The sequence below is a fragment of the Longimicrobium sp. genome (genome assembly GCF_048594345.1).
Taxonomy (GTDB): Bacteria; Gemmatimonadota; Gemmatimonadetes; order Longimicrobiales; family Longimicrobiaceae; genus Longimicrobium.
Window position 1 is genome coordinate 1 of the sequence record NZ_JBMDXM010000085.1, and the last position, 25,235, is coordinate 25,235.

Annotated in this window: 18 protein-coding genes; 12 read left to right on the forward strand and 6 right to left on the reverse strand. The window is 70.3% G+C overall.

Annotated features, from left to right (window positions below; all coding sequences use genetic code 11):
- Window positions 1-213 precede the first annotated feature (213 nt).
- Window positions 214-1,467 carry a GNAT family N-acetyltransferase gene (locus tag ACOJUJ_RS09435; protein ID WP_420126612.1) on the reverse strand — a complete coding sequence of 418 codons (1,254 nt, stop codon included), beginning with the start codon at window positions 1,465-1,467 and terminating at the stop codon, window positions 214-216.
- A gap of 174 nt (window positions 1,468-1,641) precedes the next feature.
- On the opposite strand from ACOJUJ_RS09435, the gene ACOJUJ_RS09440 reads away from it, so the two are divergent.
- Complete coding sequence (locus tag ACOJUJ_RS09440; protein WP_420126613.1) at window positions 1,642-3,012, forward strand: exo-beta-N-acetylmuramidase NamZ domain-containing protein; 1,371 nt, start codon at window positions 1,642-1,644, stop codon at window positions 3,010-3,012.
- Between the two features lie 465 nt (window positions 3,013-3,477).
- Here the strand turns inward: ACOJUJ_RS09440 and ACOJUJ_RS09445 are convergent, their stop codons facing one another.
- A complete protein-coding gene (locus ACOJUJ_RS09445; RefSeq protein ID WP_420126614.1) occupies window positions 3,478-4,989 on the reverse strand; it encodes a DUF1990 family protein in 1,512 nt (503 codons plus the stop codon).
- 443 nt (window positions 4,990-5,432) lie between these two features.
- On the opposite strand from ACOJUJ_RS09445, the gene ACOJUJ_RS09450 reads away from it, so the two are divergent.
- Entirely contained in the window at window positions 5,433-6,662 is a 1,230-nt protein-coding gene (locus ACOJUJ_RS09450; protein WP_420126615.1) for a hypothetical protein, read from the forward strand.
- 422 nt (window positions 6,663-7,084) lie between these two features.
- Window positions 7,085-8,110 carry an LLM class flavin-dependent oxidoreductase gene (locus ACOJUJ_RS09455; protein WP_420126616.1) on the forward strand — a complete coding sequence of 342 codons (1,026 nt, stop codon included), beginning with the start codon at window positions 7,085-7,087 and terminating at the stop codon, window positions 8,108-8,110.
- Between the two features lie 413 nt (window positions 8,111-8,523).
- Here ACOJUJ_RS09455 and ACOJUJ_RS09460 read toward each other — a convergent pair whose 3' ends face one another.
- The 4 genes from ACOJUJ_RS09460 to ACOJUJ_RS09475 all read right to left on the reverse strand — a co-directional run bounded on the left by ACOJUJ_RS09460 (window position 8,524) and on the right by ACOJUJ_RS09475 (window position 15,566).
- On the reverse strand, window positions 8,524-10,467 hold the full coding sequence (locus ACOJUJ_RS09460; protein WP_420126617.1) for an Ig-like domain-containing protein: 1,944 nt from the start codon (window positions 10,465-10,467) through the stop codon (window positions 8,524-8,526).
- 613 nt (window positions 10,468-11,080) lie between these two features.
- Window positions 11,081-13,036 (reverse strand): Ig-like domain-containing protein, encoded by a 1,956-nt coding sequence (locus tag ACOJUJ_RS09465; protein ID WP_420126618.1) that lies wholly within the window; start codon window positions 13,034-13,036, stop codon window positions 11,081-11,083.
- A gap of 104 nt (window positions 13,037-13,140) precedes the next feature.
- A complete protein-coding gene (locus ACOJUJ_RS09470; protein ID WP_420126619.1) occupies window positions 13,141-13,605 on the reverse strand; it encodes a hypothetical protein in 465 nt (154 codons plus the stop codon).
- Entirely contained in the window at window positions 13,602-15,566 is a 1,965-nt protein-coding gene (locus ACOJUJ_RS09475) for an Ig-like domain-containing protein (protein ID WP_420126620.1), read from the reverse strand. The genes ACOJUJ_RS09470 and ACOJUJ_RS09475 overlap by 4 nt, the downstream gene beginning before the upstream one ends.
- Window positions 15,567-15,888: 322 nt before the next feature.
- Here ACOJUJ_RS09475 and argF point away from each other — a divergent pair, with 322 nt between their 5' ends.
- The 9 genes from argF (at window position 15,889) to ACOJUJ_RS09520 (ending at window position 25,199) form a co-directional block, all read left to right on the forward strand.
- Window positions 15,889-16,806: an ornithine carbamoyltransferase gene (gene argF / locus ACOJUJ_RS09480; RefSeq protein ID WP_420126621.1), complete on the forward strand. Its 918-nt coding sequence runs from the start codon at window positions 15,889-15,891 to the stop codon at window positions 16,804-16,806.
- Between the two features lie 633 nt (window positions 16,807-17,439).
- Complete coding sequence (locus tag ACOJUJ_RS09485) at window positions 17,440-19,470, forward strand: DPP IV N-terminal domain-containing protein (protein WP_420126622.1); 2,031 nt, start codon at window positions 17,440-17,442, stop codon at window positions 19,468-19,470.
- 822 nt (window positions 19,471-20,292) lie between these two features.
- Window positions 20,293-20,835 (forward strand): DinB family protein, encoded by a 543-nt coding sequence (locus ACOJUJ_RS09490; protein WP_420126623.1) that lies wholly within the window; start codon window positions 20,293-20,295, stop codon window positions 20,833-20,835.
- 7 nt (window positions 20,836-20,842) lie between these two features.
- Window positions 20,843-21,346, forward strand: coding sequence for a DinB family protein (locus ACOJUJ_RS09495; RefSeq protein ID WP_420126624.1), 504 nt, complete (start codon window positions 20,843-20,845; stop codon window positions 21,344-21,346).
- Between the two features lie 168 nt (window positions 21,347-21,514).
- On the forward strand, window positions 21,515-22,240 hold the full coding sequence (locus ACOJUJ_RS09500) for a hypothetical protein (RefSeq protein ID WP_420126625.1): 726 nt from the start codon (window positions 21,515-21,517) through the stop codon (window positions 22,238-22,240).
- Between the two features lie 277 nt (window positions 22,241-22,517).
- Window positions 22,518-22,886 carry an S-adenosylmethionine decarboxylase family protein gene (locus ACOJUJ_RS09505; RefSeq protein WP_420126626.1) on the forward strand — a complete coding sequence of 123 codons (369 nt, stop codon included), beginning with the start codon at window positions 22,518-22,520 and terminating at the stop codon, window positions 22,884-22,886.
- Window positions 22,883-24,784 carry a DUF4178 domain-containing protein gene (locus ACOJUJ_RS09510; RefSeq protein ID WP_420126627.1) on the forward strand — a complete coding sequence of 634 codons (1,902 nt, stop codon included), beginning with the start codon at window positions 22,883-22,885 and terminating at the stop codon, window positions 24,782-24,784. Before ACOJUJ_RS09505 ends, ACOJUJ_RS09510 begins: the two co-directional genes overlap by 4 nt.
- A 3-nt stretch (window positions 24,785-24,787) precedes the next feature.
- A complete protein-coding gene (locus ACOJUJ_RS09515; RefSeq protein ID WP_420126628.1) occupies window positions 24,788-24,979 on the forward strand; it encodes a hypothetical protein in 192 nt (63 codons plus the stop codon).
- Between the two features lie 10 nt (window positions 24,980-24,989).
- Window positions 24,990-25,199: a DUF350 domain-containing protein gene (locus ACOJUJ_RS09520; RefSeq protein WP_420126629.1), complete on the forward strand. Its 210-nt coding sequence runs from the start codon at window positions 24,990-24,992 to the stop codon at window positions 25,197-25,199.
- The last annotated feature ends 36 nt before the right edge of the window (window positions 25,200-25,235 follow it).

Below are 25,235 nucleotides of genomic sequence, written 5' to 3' on the forward strand. Positions count from 1 at the left end.
GGGGGGTGGGGGGGGGGGTGGGCGGGGGGGGGGGGCGCCCACCATCCCGCCCCCAATCTCCACACCGCCTGCCCCCCCTACCCGCCCCCGGCTGTTTCGGGGGAGGTGGGCCGGTGGTGCCGGCCCGTAGGGGGCCTGGGCCGGCCTATCCGAAGCGCCCCCCGCTCTTCCCGTCCCGCTATTCCCTGTTCCCTATTCCCTATTCCCTGCCGTTCAAAACCGGTCGAACGTCCACGGCTTGGGCACCAGGAACGCGCGGTCTACCACGCTGATCACCTCCGGCCGGTCCACCGTGGCCTCGCCGCCGGCGACGGCCTGCCAGAGCGCCACCGCGCCGATGAAGATGCGCGACAGGGTGTCGATGGGCAGGTGCACCTCGGCGTCCACGGGGCCGCCGGTGTACGGCTCCACCTCCATCCGCCCGTCCTCCATGTGCACCCGCCAGGGGCCGCGGTTCTCGGGCACCTGCAGGTCGACCACGTCCAGCTTGAGGGTGAGCTCCTGGTCCACCACCACCAGGTTGCGCTGCCGCAGCGCCTCCTGCACGTCCAGGATGCGGAACATGGGGCCGCGCAGCAGGGTGGCGGAGGGGAACCACAGCCCCCAGCTGGGCGCGCTGAGCAGCGGCAGCCGCGGCTCGTTAAGCCGGTCGCCAAAGTGCTCCTCGGGGTGCGCGCGATAGACGATCTCGCGCCACTGGTCGCCCAGCGTGCTGAGCCACGCGTAGATGCCGCGCTGCGCGCCCAGCGTGAGCCACACGCGCTCCTCCACCTCGATGAACCGCCGGTCCACCGCCAGGTCCGCGCGGTAGCGGACGATGGCATACCCCTCGGCCTCGCCGCTTTCGCCCCAGTACAGCACGGCGGCCAGGTCGTCGCGGCGCCAGCTCTTGGTCCACGTGCGCTCCGTGCGGTCCAGCTGCCCGGTCTGCAGGCGCTGCGCGGCCTCGCTGTAGACGGCGCGCATGGCCGCCTCGTCGCGCTCGCCGTCCACCAGGCGCACGCGCATGCGCTCGGCCTTGTCGTCGGGGAGCAGGTTGGGGGGCACCTGGTACTGGTGCGCCTCGCCGGCCAGCCCGTAGCCCAGGCTTTCGTAGAACGCCGCGCGAAAGGGGAACAGCGCCGAGGCCACGTCCCCCCGCTCGCGGGCGTGCTCAAAGCCGGCCGTGAGCATGCGCGTGGCCAGCCCGCGCTTGCGGTGCGTGGGGGCGATGGAGACGGCGCCCACGCCCGTGACGCGCATGGGCACGCCGCTGATCCACTGCCGCAGCCAGAGCAGCTGGCAGGCGCCGATGAGCCTTCCGTTCTCTTCGGTGACCCACAGCGACTCCAGCCCGCCGTGCGGTCCGTTGACCAGGAAGTCTTCCCACCACTCGTGGCCGCGGTCGGGCGAGGGAAAGCTGTGCGCCACCAGCCGCGCCACCACGCCGATCTCGTCCGGCCGCGCCGGGCGATACGTCTCCGTCAATCCGCCTCCCCCGATTGGTTGTCCGTGCGCCCCGCGCGCGGGTGAATGGCCCGCCTTTCGCAGCATCGTGCCGCCCCGGCCCGCGAACCCGGCGCTTTACGCCCGCGCCGATGCGTGTACCGTGCCACCTCCGTACCCGCGCGGGGCGGACCCATGAACCCGTGGAAACGCACCATGACGATCCAGCTGGTCCCGCTCCGTCTTCCGCTCCTGGCGCTCGCGCTGGCCCTGATGGGAAGCGCGCCCGCCTGCACGCCGGCGCCCGCGAACAACGGCGGCACCGCGGACAGCGTGCCGCCCCCCGCCGCGCAGGCACCGGCCACGCAGGCCCCCGGCGCGACCGCCGCCGCCCAGGCCAGCGCACGCATCGACGCGGTTCCGGGGCTGGAGGTCCTGGTACGCGACTCCATGCACCTGGTGCGCGGCAAGCGGGTGGGCTTGATCACCAACCAGAGCGCCGTTACCCGCGCCAGCGAGCACGCGGCCGACTACCTGCGCGCCAACGGCGTGAACCTGGTGGCCCTCTACGGACCCGAGCACGGCATCCGCGGCGACCTTGAGGCGGGCGAAACGGTGGCCGCGGGGCGCGACACCAAGACCGGCGTGCCCGTCTACTCGCTGTACGACCGCACCCAGCGCCCCACCGCCGAGGAGCTGCGGGGGGTGGACGTGCTGGTGTACGACATCCAGGACGTGGGCGCGCGGCCGTACACCTTTGTGTGGACCATGGCGATGGCCATCGAGGAGGCGGCGAAGCACCGCATCCCCTTCATCGTCCTGGACCGGCCCAACCCGATCACCGACGTGTCGGAGGGCCCGGTGATGCATATGGACGTGCGCAACGTCACCCAGGTGATCACCGGCTACTACGCGGTGCCGCTGCGCCACGGGATGACGTCGGGCGAGGTGGCGCGCTACTTCAACGCCGACGCGGGCGTGGGCGCGCAGCTGCACGTGGTGCCCGTGGACGGCTGGCGGCCTGACGTGTTCTTCGACAACACCACGCTGCCGTTCATCCGCCCCAGCCCCAACATCCGCTCGGTCGACGCGGAGCTCAAGTTCTCCGGGCTGGTGCTGGCGGACGGGGCCACCAACATCCACACGGGCCGCGGCACCGACGCGCCGTTCTCGTACTTTGGCGCGCCCTGGCTGGACACGGAGCGGCTGATGCAGGCCGTGGCGAAGTACGAGCTGCCGGGCGTGCGCTTTGTCCCCGAGCAGATCCGGCCCACGCGCGACCCGGCCGTCTACACCAGCTATCGCGACACCGCGTTCACCACGCTGCGGGTAGAGGTGACCGACCGCCGCGCCTTTCGCCCCGTGTGGACCACGCTGGTGCTGCTTAGCGAGGCCAAGAAGCAGAACCCGGAGCGCTTTCGGGTGATGAACACCGGATTTACGCAGATGCTGGGCTCCCGCTGGGCGCGCGAGGCATTCGACCGCGGCGAAGACCCGCGCGTCATCCAGCGCCGCTGGGAGGAGGAGCTTGCCGCGTGGATGCAAAAGCGCGAGCAGTACCGCATCTACCCGAAGGCTGGGCGGTAAGGGCCAGAAGATTGGGCCTCACACGGAGTTAACGGAGTCAACGGAGTTTTACGTAGCGGCTCCGCTGACTCCCGCGCGAGGGCTTCATTGGTGACCCAGGGGATGAGAACTGGCCGGCTTCCTTCGCGAGGAAGCCGGCCATTGCTCATGATCCATCCCTAAATCTTTACTCCGTTAACTCCGTTGACTCCGTGTGAGGCATGCCGTTGGTGATTCGGACGATGCAAAATGGCCGGCTCCCGTGGCGGGATGCCGGCCGTCTCATGCTCATATCAAATCCGGCAACACCTCACCTCAAGTCGGGCTACTGAAAACAGAGGTCAGGGTACAGAGGAACAAAGAACAGCCAGAGGAACAGAGGAGGAATTGCGGATCACCTCTGTTTCTCTGGCGGTTCCCGGTTCCTCTGTACCTTCCGATGTTGTTTTTCCGGATTCGGTATCATCGTTCGCATCGAACGAAGCGCTACGCGGATGGATGCGCGTCGGGGCTCCGGGCGCGGCGGTAGCGCATCACCACCCCCTCCACCCAGTTCTCCACGTCCTCGGCGTCCTTGCCCTGCAGCGCCGTCTCCTCCTCCTGAACGCCCTCCGGCGCCGTGCCGCCGCTGCGTTCCACGCCCGCGGAGACCACGGAGCGCCACGTGGCCCGCTGCGCCACCTTGCCAAAGGTACGCATCCCGATGCGGTCGATCAGGTGCGCCGAGCGGGTGAACGAACGCACCTCGAAGCGCAGCACGCCGGGCGACACCTCCGTCACGTCGAAGCGGATGGCGCCGGAGAGCGGATGCCCCTCCAGCGTGACCATGGTGATGGTGTGGTCGGAGATGTCGACGCAGCGCACCTGGATGTGGCCGCGCAGCGGAATCTCCAGGGTGAGCGTTTCGCCCTCCTCCATCGCCGTGCTGGACCCCGGCTCCGCCCCCACCTCCAGCAGCCCGGCCGGCGCCAGGGCGTAGAACTCCGTCCGCACCACCTCGAACAGCTCGTCCTTGGTCAGCTGGCTGCCGTGGATGTCGGCCCAGTAGCGCTGGCGGTGCAGCGTTCCCGTGCCGTCCGACGGAAGCATCTCCGGCAGCGTGTCGGCCAGCTTGCCCAGCCCTTCGCCCAGCGGCGTAGGCGTAACGCCGAACGTTTCCGTCAGCCCGTTCACGGCGCCATCGGGGAGCACGTTGCCCTCCTGCAGCATCGTGATCTGCCCCTCCTTGACGGGAAAGTCGATGCCGACGGTCTCCAGCGCCTGCGTCCCCATCTTGGCCAGGAACTCGGGGACGGGGACCAGCACCGGGTTGCGCTGGGTGATCTTGCCCAGCAGCTCGATCACGTCGCGCATGGTGGTCACGTCCGGGCCCATCACGTTCACCACCGTCTCGGCGGGCTCCGTGCGTTCCACGGCGCGGGCCAGGGCAAGCCCCAGGTCGTCCATCCACACCGGCTGAAACGGCTGCCCCCCCATGCCCACCAGGGGGATGGCGGGGATGGTGCGCACCATCTTGAGCATCAGCGAGATCACCTCGTCGCCGGGGCCGTAGACGTTGCCGGGACGCACCACCAGCCACCCCGGCGGCGCCTCGGCCCGCACCACCTCCTCCGCGGCGAACTTGGAGCGGTGGTAGTCCGACTCGCCCACGTCCGCCCCGTACGAGGAAACGTAGACGAAGCGGCGCACCCCCGCCCGCCGCGCCTCGCGCGCCAGACGCCGCGTCCCCTCGACGTTCACCTCCTGAAAGGTGGACTCGGGCGGGTTTTCAGCCACGATGCCGGCCACGTGCAGCACCGCCTCGCACCCCTCGGCGGCGCCCGCCACCGCCTCGTCGCTGCTCACGCTTCCGGTGTGCGGCTCCACGCCGCTGGCCCACTGCCGCGCGTCGGCGTCGGCGTGGCGCGACAGCAGCCGCACCGCGTGCCCCGCCTTGAGCAGGTGGTCCACCGCGGCCTTGCCCACCACCCCCGTGCCACCCGTCACCAGCACCTTCATCCACCCTCCCCGGTTCAGTTGCCGATTGTACCACGCCACCGGGTGCAACTCCCTTGCCCAACCGATCCGTCATCGCCAACACACGCCCGGGACGATGCGGACGCGCGGGGGCCCGGGATGTCCGGATACGCGACGGCGCTTTCCGATCCCTTGGGGACTCCTTTGGACAGCGACAGCAGCTGTCTCAGAAACGCCCATATGGGGTGGTCTGAAACAAAAGCCTTTCCTATGGATGAACTATGGCCCATAATACTACCCAACACGAAACATAATTCGGCGCACCCGGCGCTCACACGGTGTGCCGGGTGGCGTCACAGTCGCGGCGGCAGGATGCCGCCGGGTGGTTCCACACCCCCATCAACCACCTGTCCGGGAGCCATACGCACATGGAAGCATCCCCGCCCCCTCGCCCCCGCAAGCCTCGCCGCCGCTGGCGCTGGCACGTGCCTCCGGCACTGATGCACGGCGGCGAGAGCCTTGAAGGAGCGCAGGTGCTGGAAGAGGTGCAGGGACCGCTGGGACTGCTGCTGTGGGAGACGTACCGCGACGTGGCGCTCTGGGCCACCACGCAGCCCGACGAGCGCGACGGCCTGTTCGCGTCGGGCGCGGCGGCCGCGCGCAAGGCGTCGATGGAGGCGGCCAGCGCTGAGCCGGCGCTGGAGCGCGGGCTGCGCGGCGCCTCGGTGGTGCTGACCGACCCGGCGGGCGCGCAGGAGCAGGACGTGATGGCGGCGTGCCGGCAGGCGGCGGACTGGGCCGAGCAGCGCGGGCTGCTCTCCACGGCCGTCACGCTGGCGACGGCCGCGGCGCTGGCGTCCCCGGCCAACGCGGCGGCGGCGTTCCGCGTGGGGCAGATCGCCCGCCGGCACAACCAGGGCGCGCGGGCAGAAACCTGGTTCCGCCGCGCGGTGGGGCTGGGGCGGCAGGCCAAGGACTGGGCCAGCTACTCCGAGGCGTTTCTGGGGCTGGGCAACCTGTACAAGCTGCGCGGCAACTACCCGGCGGCGCGCCGCTTCCTCATCCGCGGCCTGCGTGCCGCGCGCCGCCACGCCCTGCGCGACATCCAGGGGCGGGCGCTGCACGACCTGTTCACCATTGCCGTGGAAACCAGCCCGCCCGCCGAGGCGCAGGAGCTGGCGCGGCTGGCGTTCCGGGCTTACGGACCCCGGCACCCCAAGCTTCCCGCGCTGGCGCACGACGTGGCGTACTTCTGGATGAGCCAGGGCCGCTTCGAGCCGGCGCTGGAAGTGTTCCGCGCCGTCCTGCCGCACCTGAACGATCCCAACGAGCGCATCATCTGCTCCGGCAACGTGGGGCGCGCGGCGGGGGCCACGGGCGAACGCGCCGTGTTCGACGAGGCGTGGGAGCAGGTGTGGGGCGCCGCCGGCGAGTGGGACAAGCTTCCGCTCGCCGCGCAGGCGCAGCTGGAGCTGGCCCACGGCGCCAGCAGCCTGCGCGACTGGGGCCGTGCCGAGCGCGCGGCTGAATCGGCGCGCGAGCTGGGCCAGCGCAAGAGCGCGGGCGGGGTGGTGATCGAGTCCGAAGCGGTGCTCGACGCCGTGCGCCGCAAGCGCGGCCCCGAGCAGCCCACCGCCGAGCCGGCCGCCGCCGAGGACACGCAGGACCTCGCCGCCGACTTTGTCCGCTCGCTCCGCACCGTCGCGGCGCGGTAGAGGGCATCGCGAGCTCGTCGACTACAGCGGCCCGCCCCGGCTCCCGGGGCGGGCCGCCGTGTTTCCTCCGCGTCCACGCCTGCCGAGCACTCGCAAAAGACGCGCATCTCACCTGCTCCCCCATGGAGGCACACTGTCATCCTGAGGGAGCGCATCCCCGTAATTTCCGTAACCACATATGCTTGCGCGCGACCGAAGGATCTTTGTCGGGTCGCGCGAGACCCAGCCTTGGGGAGCCGTTCAACAGCTCTCACGCGGAGGCGCGGAGTCGCGGAAGAAGGTTCTCCGCGCCTCCGCGTCCTCCGCGTGACACCCGCAGTTTTTCGAATGGGGATGGAGCCTTGTTCGATGCCGATGCACTTGCGGACACCCGCGTCGTGTGAAGGATTGTACGCGGGCTCGATCTCACACGCGGACGGATGATGACACGACTGAAGCTGGGCGTAGTGGACCAGTCGCCGGTGCGAACGGGCGGCACCGCGGCGGACGCCCTGCGCGAAACGCTGGAGCTGGCGCGCATCGCCGACCGGCTGGGCTACTCGCGCTACTGGCTGGCCGAGCACCACAGCACCAACTCCTTCGCCGGCTCCTCGCCCGCCGTGCTCATCCCCCGCGTGGCGTCCGTCACCCGCGACATCCGCGTGGGGTCCGGCGGGGTGCTGCTCTCGCACTACTCGCCGCTGCAGGTGGCGGAGAACTTCCGCACGCTGGAGGCGCTCTTTCCCGGCCGCATCGACCTGGGGATCGGCCGTGCGCCGGGCGGGGATGGGCGCGCGGCGCTGGCGCTGCAGTACGGGCGCGGCCGCATCGACGTCGACCGCTTTCCACAGCAGGTGGAAGACCTGGCGGGCTGGATGACGGATGCCTTTGGCGACGGGCACCCGTGGCGCCGCGTGCGAGCCATGCCGCGCGCGCAGAGCGTGCCGGAGCTGTGGATGCTGGGCTCCGGCGGCAGCAGCGCGTACTACGCCGCGGATAGGGGATGCGGATTCTCGTTCGCGCAGTTCATCAGCGGGGTGGACGGAGCCGGGCAGGTGCGCCACTACCGCGATCGCTTTCGCCCGTCCGCCTGGCGCGCGGAGCCGGCGGCCAGCGTGGCGCTGGGGGTGATCTGCGCCGATACGCAGGCCGAGGCGCAGCGGCTGGCGTCCAGCATGGCGCTCTGGGGGATGCGGATCATGCACGGCCGCGACCGTGGCATCCCCTCGCCCGACGAGGCGCTGGCGGAGATGGGCGCCGCCTGGACCCCGCCGCGCCTGGGCGAGGACGGCGCCCGCATGATCGCCGGCGATCCCGCGCAGATCCGCGACGAACTGCACCGCATCGCCGCCCGCTGCGCCGCCGACGAGCTGATGATCGTCACCGTGACGCACGACTTTGACGCCCGCGTCCGCTCGTACGAGCTGATCGCGGAGGCGATGGGGCTGGAGGCGAGGGGAAGTGCGTGAGTGCGTGAGTGCGGAGTGCGGGAGTGCGGGAGTCGGTTGATCGCTGAGGATATTCTAAGTATCGCGCAGGAAGTCCGTTTGACTTCCTGAGCCTGAGCTGGGCTTTGTCCTGACAGAGGCACGGTGTCATCCTGAGGGAGCGCCACCCGTAACTTCAATTACCACAGAACCCTGCGCGCGACCGAAGGATCTTTGTCGGGTCGCGCGAGGCCCAGCCCTCGAGAGCCATTCAAGTCCCTCAGTCAGGCAGACGAGGTCCTTCGGTCGCGCGCAGGCGGTGGCGTGGGCTTCCAGGTGCGGGGTGGCGCTCCCTCAGGAAATCAACATTCTGCTTGGTGGCAGCCCATACGAAGAAGCCCCGCCGCGGCAACGAATCCGCGGCGGGGCTTTCGATCATCGACCGAATCACCGAACTACTTGGTCCGCACGATGGTCAGGTACACGGACGAGGGAAGCGGCCGCGCGCCGTCGGTGCGGGCGGTGACCGTCGCGACCGTGCCCGGGCGCACACCGAAGCGCACGAAGGCGCCGCTGCCGCTCTGCAGGGCGATCTCCTCCGTCCCCGGCCCCTCCAGGCGCCGCGTGTCCAGCGGCAGCGGGGCGAGCAGGTTGCGGAACCGCCAGCTGGGCTGCGTAAAGCGCGCGTCGATCCCCGGCACCACGTCGTCCGTGAACACCGAAACCGTCCAGTCGCGCGCCCACAGCCGCGGGTCCGCCCCGATCGCGCTCTGCAGGTTGGCGAAGCCGGTGCCGGCGCCGTCGATCAGCGCGCGCCACAGCTCCCCCTCCTCACCGCCGCGGCGGTCCGCCACGTAGCGCAGGAACGCCCACGCCGCACCACGCGTGGCCAGGTCGCTCACGTTGAGGACCGGCGGGTCGTACGGCGAGTAGCGCTCCGGGTTTTCCAGGTATCGGGAGTACCGCCGCCCGTTCTGGTCCATGTACGAGCGATACGCCTCGAACGCCCGGGTGCTTCCCTCGATGTGCGGCGAGGCCAGGTTCTGGCGCGGCGACAGCCCGGAGGCGCGGTAGAACACCAGTTCCTCCGCGATGTGGCTCATCCCCTCGTCCAGCCACGTCTCTTCCTCCCACTGCTCCGTCCGCACCTGGTACAGCCGGCGCGAACTGCCGATCAGGTGCTGCAGCTCGTGCGCGATGGTGCCCAGCGACGTCCGCAGCACCAGCTCGCGCGAGAAGGCGTTGCCGTTCACCGCGCCGGCCGGATCGGGGACCAGCATGTAGAACATCTCGGCGTAGTTGCTCCCCGCGCACGCCGCCAGGCCGTCACGGCCCCTGGTGGGGAACAGGTCGCGCGAGTGAAAGTAGCCGCCCACGTACTCGCCCGTTCCGCCCTTCGTGAGCTCGTTCACCGCACGGGTGAAGAAGATGACCACGCGCCCGTTCTCATCCACGTCCCCCGCCTCGCCAAACGCCGCCGTCACCGCCGGGTGCACCAGCGTGTCGTACCCCGCCGCGAACGAGGCGTACTCCGCGTCCGTAAGCCCGCCCGCCGGGTTCGCCACGTCCGCCAGCACGACCGCGCGCTCGCCCACGGCCACTACCCGCGCCGTGTGCAGGTCCGGCGCGGTGCACGAGGCCTGGCCGGTGTTCACCTGCACCTGCTGCCCCATCGTGGGCGCGCGCAGGTTCAGCACGTACGAGGGGCGCATCCCGCCCGGCTGGCGGGCGGCGATCGCGTCGTCCACGTACGGCGCCAGCTCGCGCGCCGCGCGCTGGCGCATGCGCAGGTGCCACGCCTCGTCCGGCCGCGGACCCGTCTGCAGCGACAGCGCGGGCGCCACCGAAGGACTGGCCGCCGACACCGGCACGATGTTCTGCGTCCCGATGACGACCGTCGTGTCACCGTCCGCCGGGTTGCCGCCGTGGAACGGCACCGCCACGTACTCCGCCCCCGCGGCGCCGCCGTCCAGGCACACCGTGGCCGCCGTGATCCCACCCAGCGTCACGCTGCCGCCCACCGGAAGCGAGCGCAGCGACCCCGCGGCCGCGCAATCGGCCGGCGCGGCGGCCACGGTCACCCGCACGCTTCCGGTGATCCCCTCCACGTCCGCCCGGATGGTCGCCGTCCCGGGGCTCACTCCGGTGACCACGCCCAGGATGCTCACCGACGCCACGCTGGAGTTGTCCGTGGACCACTGCACCGTTCCCGCCCCGTTCGCGCCGCCGTTCTCGTCCCGCACGATCAGGTCGAGGGTCAGCGTTTCGCCGACCGCCAGCGTGCGCTCGTCCGGCATCACCTGCACCGCCACCACCTGCGCGTCGTCCCCGGTGGGGCTGCCGTCGCAGGCGGAAAGGGCCAGCAGGGCCGCCACCGGGATCAGCAGAAGCTGCTTCATGGGAGATCGCCCAGGTTTGCGTAAAGCCGGCGCCGTGCCAACGCCGAAATACAACAGTTCATGAAGAACGTCTGACGCACGCCGTTTCTACCGCTTCGAAAACACACGAAGTCACGCGCAATCCCCGCTTCAATCCGCCCTCGGTCGTGGAGCAGGCCGACGGTTCTCCAGATCGCGCATCAGGTGGTGCGATCGACACTCTCCCGGGTGCTCCGGAGATCATCCACCGATCCACATCCTCCTCCAAAAAAATTCTCATGGCCCCCTGCCGCATTCCATCTACCTCCCGTTCCCGACACCCTCACAAAAGATCTCGCCGCGACCACATCCCCCGTGCACCCGACACCTGGGAATCCGGCCTCAAACCACCGAGAGCAGAGGAACGGTGCGAGCAAACTCTGCTAACTCTGCTAACTCTGCGTGAAACCATTCTTTCCGTGGATCTCGCACGAATGCGGGAGGAACCGGCACGAGAAAACTCCGTTAACTCCGTTGACTCCGTGTGAGGCATCTTCTTTTGAAGACCAGCACTACATCCGTTTCCCAGCCGAGACAAGAAAGCCCCCGCCGCGATACCTCCACGGCGGGGGTTTTCATCAACCGAATCAGCAGACTACCGCGTCCGCACGATCGTCAGGTACACCGACGAGGGGAGCGGCTGGCCACCGGGGCTGCGCCCGCTGACCGACGCCGTCGTCGCGGGAAGCACGCCGAAGCGGACGAACGCGCTGCCGCCGGCCTTGAGGAACGCGTCAACAGTTCCCGGCCCGTTCATGCGCCGCGTACGCAGCGGGAACTCGCCAAAGAAGGTGCGGAAGCGCCAGCTGGGCTGCGTGAACCGCGCGTCGATCCCCGACACCACGTCGTCCGTGAACACCGACACCGCCCAGTCGCGCACCCAGGGCCGCGGGTCGGTGCCCAGCGCGCGCTGCAGGTTGGCGAAGCCCGTGGTGCTGCCGTCGATCAGCGTGCGCCACAGCTGGCCCTCGTCGCCGCCGCGGCGGTCCGCCGCGTAGCGCAGGAACGCCCACCCCGCCCCGCGCGTGGCCAGGTCGTTGGCGTCCGCATCCGTAAAGTCGTACGGCGACTCCGTCTCGGGGTCTTCCAGGTACGACTGGTAGCGGCGGATGTTCTGGTCCATGTAGGTGCGATAGGCGTTCGACGACCGCAGGCTTCCCATCACCTCCGGCCCGCGCAGGTTCTGCCGCGGCTGGAACCCCGACGCGCGGTAGAACACCAGCTCCTCCGTCACGTGGCTCATGGCCTCGTTAAGCCACGTCTCCTCGTTCCAGTTGGTGGTGCCGATGATGTACAGGCGGCGCGACGCGTTGATCAGGTGCTGAAATTCGTGCGCGATGGTGCCCAGCGAGGTCTGCAGCACCAGGTCGCGCGAAAAGGCGCTGCCGCCCACCGAGTTGGTGGGGTCCGGCACCAGCATGTAGAACATCTCGGCAAAGTTGCTGGTCTCGCACGCCGACAGACCGTCGCGGTCGCGGGTGGGGAACAGGTCGCGGGGATGGAAGTAGCCACCCACGTACGCCCCCGAGCCCGCGTCCGTAAGCTCGTTCACCGCGCGGGTGTAGAAGATGACCACGCGCCCGTTCTGGTCCACGTCGCCCACCTCGCCAAAGGCGCCGGTGACCGCCGGGTACACCAGCGTGTCGAAGCCCGCCGCGAACGACGCGTACTCCGCGTCCGTCAGGCCGCCGGAGGGGTTGGCCACGTCGGCCAGCACCACCGAGCGCGTACCCACCGCCACCACCCGCCCCGTGCGCATGCTGGGCTTGGCGCACGACTCTTCGGTAGAGGTGTTCACCTGCACCGTCTGCCCCACCGTGGGGTTGCGCAGGTTCAGCACCAGCGAGGGGCGCATGGCGTCCCTGGGCGCGCGGCCGGCGGCGACGGCGTCGCCCACGTACGGCGCCAGCTCGCGCTCCGCGTTCATCCGCAGCCGCTGGTGGAACTCCTCGTCCAGCGGGCGGCCGCCCGACAGCGCCAGCGCCGGCGCCACCGACGGGCTGGCGGCCAGCACCCCCGTCACCCCCTGCGCCGAAAACTGCACGTTCGCGAAGCCGCCGTTGATCTTGCCGGAGTGGAAGGGCACCGCCACGTACTCCGCCCCCGCCGCGCCGCCGTCCAGGCACACCGACGAGGCTTCCACGCCGCCCAGCGTCACGCTGCCGCCCACGGCCAGGGAGCGCACCGCACCCGGCGCCGAGCACGCGGCCGGCGCCGCGGCCACCATCACCCGCACGCTCCCGGCGATGCCGTCCAGCTCCGCGCGGATGTTGGCCTGCCCCGGCGCCACGCCGGTCACCACGCCGGCCGTGTTCACCGTGGCCACCGCCGGGTTGTCGCTGGCCCAGGTGATCTCGTCCACGTGGTCGGGCGACTCACCCTCGGCGTCGCGCACGGTGACCTCCATCTCCAGCGTCTCGCCCACCGCGAGCGTGCGCTCTTCCGGCATCACCTGCACCGACACCACCTCGGCGGGGTCGGTGGGGCCGTTCTCGCAGGCGGCGGAGACCGTGAGCAGCGCGGCCGCGGTAACCAGCAGAAGTCGCTTCATGGCAAGGTAGGGAGAAATCTACGTGAAAGGCGGCCCCGCGGGGGCGCGGCCGTGGTAGAACGCGTGTGGCGCACGGAGCGGGACACGCCCGCGCCAGCCGCCCGCTAGGGAACGATCACCCCGTACGTCTGCACCTGCACCTGCGTGGGGCCCTGCACCCACACCTTCTGTCCGGCGCGCAGCTGCTCCGCCCCGGCGCCCAGCCGCACCGCGGAGCCGTCGGGCAGCCGCAGCTGCACCCCGCCCCCCGGCGCCGCCTCCACCGTCCCGGACAGGACGGGGCGGCCGTCCACGGAGCGGATGCGATACCCGCTCGCCGCAAAGGCCCCGCGCTCCATCCGCCCCTCTACCTCCACCTCCGCGCCGGCCAGCGCCCGCAGCTCGGCCGAGACGGGACCCGTCACGTACACGCTGCGCCCGTCCGCCGTCCGCAGCGCCAGCCGCACGTTCATCGGCGCCGAGCCCACCACCGCCACGTGCCCCGCCAGCCGCTCGGGCCCGCCGCCGCGGGTGGCCGCCGGGGCGCAGGCGGCCAGGGCCGCCGCCAGGGCGAGCGCCGCGCGGATCATTTGGTCCGCACCACCGTCACCTGCATGGTCGACGGCAGCACCGCGTCGCCCGCGGTGAGCTGAAGGGAGCCGCGCCGGCCCGCGGCCACCCCGGCGCGCAGGTACGACGCGCCGCCCGCCGTAAGCGTCACGTTCACCGGAACGCCGCTGGTGAGCGGACGCACGCGGAGCGGAAAGCCCCCGCTCACGTTCTGGAACAGGGAGCGGTGGTTCCAGCTGGGCTGGGTAAACAGGGCCGGGATCCCCGGCACCGCGTCGTCCGTGTACACCGAGACGGCAAAGTCGCGGAACACGGGGATGGGGTCCTTGCCCAGCACTTCCTGCAGGTTGTCCAGCCCGGTGACCTCGTTGTTCACCAGCGCCATCCAGAACGCGGCGTCGTCGCCCGCGCGCTGGTCGGCCGCGTAGCGCAGAAACGCCCACGCCGCGCCACGCACGCCCAGGTCGTCGCTGTCCTCATACGGCGAGTTGGTCTCGGGGTTCTCCAGGTACTCGGCGTAGCGCGTCTCGTTCTGCGATCCAAAGAGCACGAACGCGTCACGGCTGGCGGTACCCGTCGCCAGGATGCTGTTGCCCAGGTTCTGCCGCGGCGCGCGCTGGGCGCGGTGGTAGAACAGCAGCTCCTCGGCGATGTGGCTGAGCCCCTCGTTCAGGTACACGTCCTCGTCAAAGTTGTCCGTCTCCAGCACGTACAGGCGGCGCGACGCGTTGATCAGGTGCTGAAACTCGTGCCCCACGGTGGCGATGGTGCTTTCCAGCACGTCGGCGGTCGAGCGCTGGTTGCCGTTCACCACGCCCGTGGGGTCCGCCGCCAGCATGTAGAAGATCTCGGCCTGGTTGCTGGTCTGGCAGATGAACGGGGCGACGCCGTTGGGCTGGCGGGGGAACAGGTCGCGCACGTAGAAGAAGCCGCCGACCACGTAGTCCACGTTGGCGGGCGTAAGCTCGTTTACCGCCCGCGTGTAGAAGATGATGGAGCGGCCGTTCAGGTCCACGTCGCCCGGCGCTCCAAAGTTGGCCACGTTGATGGGGTACACCAGCGTGTCGAAGGTGGCCGCCACGTGCTCGTAGTCCGCCGTCGTAAGCCCGTTGGCCGGGTTGTTCACGTCGGCCACCACCACGGCGCGCTGGCTCACCGCCACCACCCGGCCGGTACGGTTGTCCGCCACGTCGCACGGCGAGTCGGTGCTGGTGTTCAGCGTAAGCGTGGACCCCACCGCCGGCGGCTCGGCGTTCATCTGCAGCCGCGCGCCGGTGCGCCGCCGGTACGCCGCGCGCGCCCCGGCCGCCATGGGCCGCAGCCGGTCGTACGCCGCCTGATTGAGCCGCGCGTGAAAGCCGCCGTCGCGGCCGGGCAGGACGTTCGCGTCGCCCAGCCCGCCCAGCAGCACGGAGGACGGCGACAGGCTGGGGCTGGGCGGGCCGGACACGGTGCTCACCCCCGCCGCCATGGCGCGCACGGACAGGTTGGAGCCCAGGGCGCGGGAGCCGTTGAACGGGATCACGGTGAACTCCGCCCCGCCGGCGCCGCCTTCCAGGCACAGCAGGCTCCCCGCCGCGCCCGACCGCTGCACCGACTGGCCCACCGCCAGGGTGATCCCCGCGCCGGGAGCGTCGCACTCCGCCGACGTGCCCAGCACGGTGATAGTCGCCGTGTCGGCCTTGCCCTGCGCCGTGACCATGATGCGCGCGGAGCCGGTGCGCACGCCGGTCACCAGGCCGGTTTGCGTGACGGTGGCCACCTCCTGCTCCAGCGAGGTCCACTGAAACTCCACGTCGGGGACCAGCTGGCTCTCGTCGTCGCGGGCGCTGGCGCCAAGCTGAACGGTCTCGCCCGCGCTGATGGTGCGCTCGGCGGGGGCAACGACCACGCGGTCCACGCTGGGTCCGGAGCCGGAGGGGCTGTCGCACGCCCCCGCCGCAAGGGCAAGCAGGAGGTATGCGGCAAGGCGTCGCTTCATGGGCGTGGGGCTCCAGGGAGGGAGTGCGCCGGTGGCGCGGCCACAGACGGTCGCGCGCACGTGCAGGGCCCTGCGGCCCCCGGCACGCGCGCACCCGTCAATTCTACGGACGGACGTTCGAAAAGAAAAGCCGCGCGACGCGCCCCGGACGGGGCACAGGCGACCGCAACTCTTTGTGTTGTATCCATTTATACTCTGCCAGCCCGCCGGGGTTCCGGGGGTGTGGCACCCCCGCCGGGGGCGTGCTACATTGCCGCGCGCGCCGCCGGTCCTGTCGGCCGCGCCTGACCGACACCATCCCACGAATCCAGCCGGGGCCCCGATGACCGACCGCCCAGTCCGCCACTTTCTGCAGATCCCCGACTTCAGCCGTGACGAGCTGCTCCAGACGCTGGACCTGGCCGCGCGGATGAAGTCGGGCGCCTACACCGACCGCCCGCTCGACGGCAAGACGCTGGCGATGATCTTCACCAAGAGCAGCACGCGCACCCGCGTGAGCTTCGAGGTGGGCACGTACCAGCTGGGCGGCCACGCGCTGTTCCTGTCCTCGCGCGACATCCAGCTGGGCCGCGGCGAGCCGATCAAGGACACCGCCCGCGTGCTTTCGCGCTACGTGGACGGAATCATGATCCGTACCTTCGACCAGCAGGACCTGGTCGACCTGGCCACCTGGGGCTCCGTCCCCGTCATCAACGGGCTTACCGACCTGCTGCATCCGTGCCAGATCATGGCCGACCTGCTCACCGTGCAGGAGAACTTTGGCCAGGATCTGTCCGGCGTGAAGGTGGCCTGGGTTGGCGACGGCAACAACATGGCCAACTCGTGGCTGAACGCCGCGTACATGCTGGGCTTTGAGCTGCGCCTGGCGTACCCGGCCGGCTACGCGCCGGACGCGGAGATCCTGGAGCGCGCCCGGGGCGCCGCCAACATCATCACCACGCACGATCCGCGCGAGGCGGTGGAGGGCGCGGACGTGGTGAACACCGACGTCTGGGCCTCCATGGGCCAGGAGGAAGAATCGGCCAAGCGCGCCGCCGATTTCCAGGGCTACTGCATCACCGAGGAGATGATGGAAACCGGCAGCGGCCGCGCCATCTTTCTCCACTGCCTCCCCGCCCACCGCGGCGAGGAAGTAACCGAAGGCGTGATCGAAGGCGCCCGCTCCCGCGTGTGGGACGAGGCCGAGAACCGCCTGCACGTGCAAAAGGCCATCATGGCCAAGGTGATGGGCGGCGCCTGACGCTCGCTGTACCGATACGCGGCGAAGCCTCTTTCCGGATGTCCTGGGAAGAGGCTTCGTGCGTTCCGGAGGACGCGGATCCGCCGTCATCCCCGAACGCGTGGCGCCTGCCTCGCCCGGCGGTCGAAACCGCGGCCGCAACGTCTACGAAGTCCGCCCGCGCGGACCGCGCCCCGGTGTCCCCCGCTCCCTGCTTTTCAGGACACCCGCCGCCGCTCCGCACCCCTACGCCGACGCGATCCGCGCGCGGCGATTGCAACCGGTAGACGCCGGGCGGCTTCCAACGTCAGATTACCCCGTCGTGCGTGACGGGGAGAATCCCACCCGCGTTCCGGCAACGTTCGCGTGCTCCCCGCTGTCCTTTCGAGGAAACGCCGCGCCTGCCCGTTTGCAGAGGGTCAGGGCGCGACGGAGGAATCTACCGTCGGCGTTCTCGTGATGTATTCCGCGCGGTGAGCCTGCGGCCACGAGTCCGCGAAGGCGGACTTTGCGATTTCCAGCGGCGAATTCATTCGCTCCTGGAGGGAACTCGCACGGCGCCGTTTTTCATCAACCGACCTCTCATCCACCCACCTCTTCACATCCGCCATCCCGATGCTTGCGACCCGATCCCATCCACCCCGCCGCGCGGCCGTGCCCCGGCATCGCACCGCGCTGCTGATCGCGCTCCTCGCCGTCCTCGCCCCGGCCGCCGGCCGCGCACAGCAGGTGGCGGACATCGAGGCGCGGCTGGAGAAGGCGGAGCGGTACCACGAGGCGCTGCGGACGCTGGCCGGCGGACGCGTTCGGCCCGTGTGGGTGCCCGGGGAGGAGGCGTTCGTCTACCGCGCCGAGGCGGGGCCGCTGGCCGGGCAGTGGGTGCGGGTGGATGCACTGCGCGGCACGTCCGCGGCCATCGCGCAGGAAAGCCTGCCGCCGCAGCCGTCCCCGCCGGGGCTGGAGCGCCTGGACCGGCGCGGCGACACGCTGCGCATTCTGCGCGCGGACGGCGGCGAGGCCGCGCGGCTGGTGGAGGCGCCGGACGCGGGGTGGGAGGTGGGGCCGCGCGGGTGGCACCCCGGCAGACGCTGGCTGGCCGTCGGCCGCACCGATCAGAAAGGCGTGCACACGGTGCCCGTCATCGACTATTCCAGCCCGCTGGAGCAGGTGCAGCCCGCCGTCTATCCCAAGTCCGGCTCCCCCCTGCCGGTGCAGTCCATCCACCTGGTCGACGCCGTTGCCGGCGGGATGCGCGAGATCTCGCTGGACACGCGCGACGCCTACCTGTGGATCGCCGGGTGGCGTGGCGATCCGGCGGAGGCGCTGGTGATCCGGATGACCCGCACGGGCAAGGCGCTGGAACTGCTGGCGGTGGACCCGCGCAACGGAAGCAGCCGGACGCTGGTGCGCGAGGAGCGCCCGGAAACCTCCGTGGCCGCGCTGGACTTTGCCACGGGAGGGTGGGTCAACCAGGTGACGGTGCTGCCGGACGGCTCCGGGTTTCTCTGGTTTTCGGAGCGCGACGGATGGCGGCACCTGTACCGCTACGGCTGGGACGGCGCGGCGCCCCGGCAACTGACCCGCGGCGCCTTTCCGGTGCACCGCGTGGTGCGCGTGGATTCCGCGTCGGGGCAGATCCACGTCATCGCCTCGGCCGACGCGGCACGCCCGTACGACCAGCACCTGTACGTGCTTCCCGCGAACGGCGGCGCGCTCCGCACGCTGACGCGGGAGCCCGGCATGCACGACGTGCAGTTTTCGCCCAGCGGCCGGACCTTTCTGGACGTGCACTCCACGGTGGACCGCCCGTACGCCACCGATCTGCGCCGCGCGGACGGATCGGCCATCGCCCGGCTGGAGGTGGCCGATACCTCGAGCCTCGCGGCGCTGGGCCACCGTCCGCCGGAGCCGTTCACCGCCCGCGCCGCGGACGGAACGACGGCGATTCACGGCGTCGTCTACACACCGGCGGACTTTGACCCGTCGCGCCGGTATCCCGTGGTCGACTACATCTACGCCGGTCCCTTCATTTCCGCCGTGCAGAAGGAGTACGCGCCCACGCTGGGCATGCACCGCGTCGCCGCGTCGCTGGCGCAGATGGGGCTGGTGGTGGTGATGGTGGACGGCCGCGGCACCCCGGGTCGCGACAAGGCGTTCCAGGACGTGACGTACGGGCGCGTCGGGCAGATGGAGATCGCCGACCACGTGGCCGCGCTGCGTGCGGCGGCGGAGTCGCGGCCGTGGATGGACCTGTCGCGCGCGGGGATCGCCGGCCACTCGTGGGGCGGATACTTCGCCCTGCGGGGGATGCTCACCGCGCCGGAGTTCTTTCGCGCGGGGTACGCCGGCGCGCCGGGCGACCTGACGGAGCTGGCCGTCATCAACGAGCCGCACATGGGGATGCCGGCGGAGAACCCGGAAGGTTACGAGCGCGGCTCCAACCTTCCGCTTGCGGCGAACCTGGCCGGCCCGCTCAAGATCATGCACGGCACCAGCGACGTGAACGCGCCGTTCAGCACGACGATGCGGATGATCGGCGCGTTCATCGCCGCCAACCGGCGGTTTGACCTGCTGGTGATCCCCGGCGGCCCGCACAATCCGCCAGACCCGGCCGGCCGCTTTTACCGGCAGGACCTGCGGCGGTTCATGGCGACGCAACTGCAGGGAATAGGGAACAGGGAATAGGGAATAGCCAGCAACGGCTGCGCCCAATGGAGGCGCGCGGTCGCCTCAGGGGTAAGGACATCCTGGGGCCCGGTGTCATCCTGAGGGAGCGCACACGCGCAACTTTCACAACCACAAAAGCTTGCGCGCGACCTAAGGATCTTTGTCGGGTCGCGCGAGGCCCAGCCCTCGGGAGCCGTTCACGTTCAGCAGGCAGACAGAGTGCTTCGCTAACCGCCAAAGGACCCGTGCGGCGCTTCCGCGGAGAGTGCCAAACCTCACCTGCTCCCGTCGGGGGCCCGCTGTCATCCTGAGGGAGCGCCCACCCCCAACTTTCACAACCACAAAAACTTGCGCGCGACCGAAGGATCTCTGTCGGGTCGCGCGAGGCCCACCCCTCGGGAGTCGTTCACGTTCTTCAGCCAGGCAGACAGAGTCCTTCGCTAACCGCCAAAGGACCCGTGCGGCGCTTTCGCGGAGAATGCCAAACCGCACCTGCTCCCGTCGGGGGCCCGGTGTCATCCTGAGGGAGCGCACGCCCTAACTTTCATCACCACGAAAGCTTGCGCGCGACCGAAGGATCTCTGTCGGGTCGCGCGAGGCGCAGCCCTCGGGAGCCGTTTCAAGTCCGTCAGGAAGACGAGGTCCTTCGGTCGGCGCCAACCCTTTGCGTGAGAGCGGTTTGCGGAGCGGCGCCTCCGTCAGGAAATCGACGTGCTTGTTCGGATTCGATCGGCACGCGGGTAGATCAAACGCCCGTTCGCTATCCGAACGTGCGCGCGCCGCATATCGTGTGCGGGATCGTTCGATCCACCGTCCCGCACCCGAGCCGATCCCCTGCCGATGATCCCGAGACCCGACGCATCCGAGCACCTGCCCTACTACAGCAAGTACGTCGACCGCGTCCCCGACGGCGACCTGCTGCAGACGCTTCGCGCGCAGCTGGACGACACGCTGGCGCTGGTCCGCGGGCTGGACGAGGCGCAGGGCGGCCACCGCTACGCGCCCGGCAAGTGGAGCATCCGCGGCGTGCTGAACCACCTGATCGACGCCGAGCGCATCTTTGCCTACCGCGCGCTCCGCATCGCCCGCGGCGATCAGACCCCGCTGGAAAGCTTCGACGAGAACGCCTACGCCGAGGAATCGAACGCCGACGCGCGCACCCTCGCCGATCTGGCCGGGGAGATGGAGCACGTGCGCCGCGCCAGCCTCTCGCTCTTCGCCAGCCTGAGCGACGAGGCGCTGGCCCGTCTGGGCACGGCGAGCGGCGGCCCGGTGTCCGTGCGCGCGCTGGCGTGGATCATCGCCGGCCACGAGGCGCACCACGTGGCCCTGCTGCACGAGCGGTACCTGCTCGGCCTGGGCGCCGCCGCCGCCACCGCCTGACCGGGCGATGGAGATCCGCGACATCGAGCCGTTCCTGGACTATTACGCGAAGATCCGGGAACGGACGCGGCGCGTGGTCGCCCTCATCCCGCCCGACGGGCTGGAGTGGGCGCCGCGCGAGGGCGCGTGGAGCTTTGGCGACCTGGTGCGGCACCTGGGTGCCATCGAACGCTGGATGTTCGCCGAGAACGTCTCCGGCCGCCCCAGCCGCTACCCGGGGCACGGGACGGAGTTGGCGGATGGATACGAGGCCGTGCTCGCCTACTTTGACCGGATGCACGCGGAATCGATGGATCTTTTCCGCGCGCTGACGCCGCAAGCGCTGCAGGCGCGCTGTACGACGCCGGGCGGCGCGTCCATGCCCGCGTGGAAGTGGCTGCGCGCCATGGTGGAGCACGAGATTCACCACCGCGGCCAGATCTACCTGATGCTGGGGATGATCGGCGTCGCCACGCCCCCGCTCTACGGCCTGACGTCGGAAGAGGTGAAGGCGCGCAGCGCCGCGGCGTGAGCCGCAGAGATGTTGTTGAGCCGCGAAAGCTGCGGACGGTGGCAAGAAAGCCTCGGGACTGACCCGGGGCTTTCTCCATTCAAAAGCTAGGTGCAGTATCGGACAGAACGGTTGACACACTCAGTCCGGCACTACATCCATAGCACCGGTTTTCCAGGCAATCATCCCTTGATACAGATGGTGATCATGGAACACGGAGATCAGCAGCCGCAGCCAGAAGATTCCGGCGATGACGCCGGCTGGTCCCGCCAGCCCGCACACCCTCCCACGCGTCCGGATGGCGGCCCGGAGCGGCGCGGAGAAGCGCGGGCATACGTCTCGCCGCGCAAGCCGGGGCGCATCACAAAATTCGTGTTGAGCCAGATGCCGGCCGACGTCCGAAAAGCGTTCGAGCCGCGGAGGCACGAGGCACTGTTCGAAGCAGATCCCCCGTTACCCACGAGCGAGTTGGAAAGCCGGCGGGTGGACGTAATGCTGGCACTGCACGGCAGTCTGCGCGACAGCATCGAACGGTGGGAAGACCGCATGTTCCAAGCATTCGGCCTCGCGACAGCCGCGATTCTGTCCGTACTTGCCGTGTACCTGGAGCACCCGGCCGAGTTGAACGCGCGACGTCTTCTGATCGCGACCCTCGTGGCCACCTTTGGCTCCCTTGCCGCCGCCTACTTCTGGCGTGCTGCCGACGCACATGCCGACAATGGCGCCTTGCTGGTGAAGGTGGAGGCAGCTCTGGGGCTGTGCGAGGTGGGGATGTACCTGGAAGGTAAGCCTTTCGTGGGCTGGACGGGCGTTTGGGTTCCTGCCCGGCGCGCCCCGGTGCTGTTCACGGCACTTGTGGTCGTCACCTTCTTCGCTGCTCTGGTGATCTTGGTGTTTCCGGTTTCCGCCAGCTGAAATAATTGCGTCAACCATCCGGCCTGCCTCTGCTGAGCACGTGCTTCTGCTGAACCGGTGAGCGGAGGCGGTTTCACTAGCGTGATTCCGTGCGGCCCGCCGCGCCGTTCGCACCGGCGCGGCGTCTTGTCCGGCCGCGCCGCGTCCCTGTATCTTCCTCCGCGCCACATCCTTCCTCGCGAAACCACGCCGCGCGCCGCCCGTACTGTTCGCCCACGCGGCGAAGGGCGCCGCGAGGCCGTTCCGGCATCTACCCCGTCCCCATCTCGTTCAAGCGATGCACGGTCGTGAATGGCTGGTCGAAGCGCACGGGTGCGACCCCGCCGCGCTCGCGGACGTGGAAACGCTGCGGCGGCTGTTCGACCGCATCGTGCGGGAGCTTTCGCTGCACCCGGTGGCGCCGGCGCAGTGGCACCGCTTTCCCGGCCCCGGCGGCGTGACCGGCCTGTGCATGCTGGCCGAGTCGCACCTGGCCTGCCACACCTTTCCCGAGCACGGCTCCATCTGCCTGAACCTGTTCTGCTGCCGCCCCCGGCCGGAGTGGGACTGGGACGGTGAGCTGCGCGCCCTGCTGAACGCGGACCAGGTGACCGTGCGCGCCGTGGAGCGCCCGTACGCCGCCGCCGTTCCCGCGCTGGCGGAATGACCGCGCCCGTCGCCAACTGCGCCAGCTGCGGCGCCGAGGTCCGCTTTCAGTGGGCCGGCGCCGTGCAGACCGTGTGTACCCACTGCGGCTCGGTGCTGGTGCGCCGCGGCGTGGACCTGGCCCACGTGGGCCGCGTCTCCGAGCCGCCGCCCGCCACCTCGCGCATTCAGCTGGGCACGCGCGGCGTGTACGACGGCACCGCGTTCCGGGTCGTGGGCCGCATTGCGTACGAGTACGAGCGGGGCTTCTGGAGCGAGTGGCACCTGGGCTTTGCCGATGGCCGCAGCGGCTGGCTTTCGGACGCGCAGGACGAGTACGCCGTCAGCTTTCTGGCGGAGCCCGCGCGCCACACCCCCGATCCCGCGGCGTTGCGGCCGGGGGCGCCGTTCAACGTCCGGGGCACGCAGTACGTGGTTTCGTCGCTGACCCGCGCGCGGTACTCGGGGGTGGAGGGCGAGCTGCCGTTCGAGTACTGGAACCGCGCCGAAGTCCTGTTCGTGGACCTGGGGGGCGCCGAGGGGAGCTTTGGCACGCTGGACTTTAGCGAAGACCCGCCCTTGGTGTTCCTGGGCAGGTACGTGCCGTTCCAGGAGCTCGCGCTACGAGACCTGCGCGAGCCGGAAGAGCGGCGCGCGGAGGGGGCGGACGCGCTCAACTGCCCCAACTGCGGCGGCACCGTCACCATCCGCCTTCCCGGCGAGACGGTGAACGCCGTCTGCCAGTACTGCCAGTCGGTGCTGAACGCGCGCTCGCCCAAGCTTGCGGTGCTGCAGCGCTTTCAGGACCGCGTGGCCGTCAGGCCCATGATCCCCCTGGGCTCCACGGGCCGGCTGCACGGGGCGGACTGGACGGCCTTGGGCTTTCAGCAGGTCAGCATCAAGGTGGAGGGGGTCACCTATTCGTGGCGCGAGTACCTGCTGCACGCCCCGGAGCGCGGGTTTCGCTACCTGACGGAGTACGACGGCCACTGGAACGACGTGGTGCCGCTCAAGGAGGCGCCGCAGGTCACCGGCCGCGGGCAGCAGGCGCGCGTGCAGCACCGCGGCCAGTGGTTCCGCCACTTTCAGCGCGCCAACGCGGAGACTTCGTTCGTCCTGGGCGAGTTTCCCTGGCAGGTGCGGGTGGGGGACCGGATGCAGAGCGACGACTACGTCCATCCGCCTCTCCTGCTTTCCCGCGAGCAGACGCGCGACGAGGTGACCTGGTCGGTGGGCGAGTACGTGCCGCCCGCACGCATCTGGGAGGCGTTCCGGCTGGAGGGCAGCCCGCCGCGTCCGCGCGGCGTGTTCGCCAACCAGCCGTCACCGCACCCCCCCGCGGCGCCCATGTGGCTCGCGTACCTGGCGTTCGCCGCCGCGCTGCTGGTGCTTCTGCTGGTACGCTCGGCGTCCACCCGCGAGGTCTACTCCGGCGACGGCACCTTCGCCCTCGCCGACTCGGCGGCGCAGAACGTTCTGGTCACGGAGCCGTTCACCATCAGCGGGCGCCCGTCGCGGCTGCGGGTAAAGGTGGATACGGACGTGAGCAACGCGTCCGCGTACTTCGACATGACGCTGGTGAACGAGCAGACGGGGCGCACCCGCGAGTTCGACGCCGAGGCATCGTACTACTACGGCTACGACGCGGGGGAGCGCTGGTCCGAAGGCTCGTCCCGCGACGGGGCCAGCGTGCCGCGGGTGGAGCCCGGGCGCTACCGGCTGGTGGTGGCCCCGCAGGCGACCACCGACGTGCGCTACTCCATCCGCGCCGTCCATGGCGGGCCCGCGGTGTCGCTGTACCTGCTGGCGCTTCTGGCGCTGCTGGTGCCGCCCCTGGCGCGGCTGCTGATGGGGGCCACGTTCGAGCACGGCCGGTGGATGGAAAGCGACTACCCGCCCACCTCGGGCAACGACGACTGAGCCATGCGCCAGATACGGTGGTACCTGATCTTTGGAACGGCGGTGCTCGCGCTGGTGGGTCTGGCCGAGTACCGCGGATGGGCGCCGTTCAGCAACGCCCGCGAGGGGCAGCCCGCCCCCCGCTCGGTGCGCGACAACCCCGGCGCGTACCGCGTGCACTACACCGGGTCCGGCCGCTACCTGGGCGGCAAGTGAGGACGGGACGATGGACGATCTGTTGAGCAACCTGGGCGCCGCGGCCGTCTACGCGCTGCTGGGGATCGTACTGTTCGCGCTGGCGTTCTTCGCCATCGAGCGCATGACGCCCGGTACGCTGTGGCGCGAGCTCATCGACGAGCACAACACGGCGCTGGCCATCGTGGTGGGCGCCATGGCCATCGGCGTCTCCATCATCATCGCCGCCGCCATCTGGTAGCCGGCGGGCACGGACGGAGGGGGATGCTCACGGCTG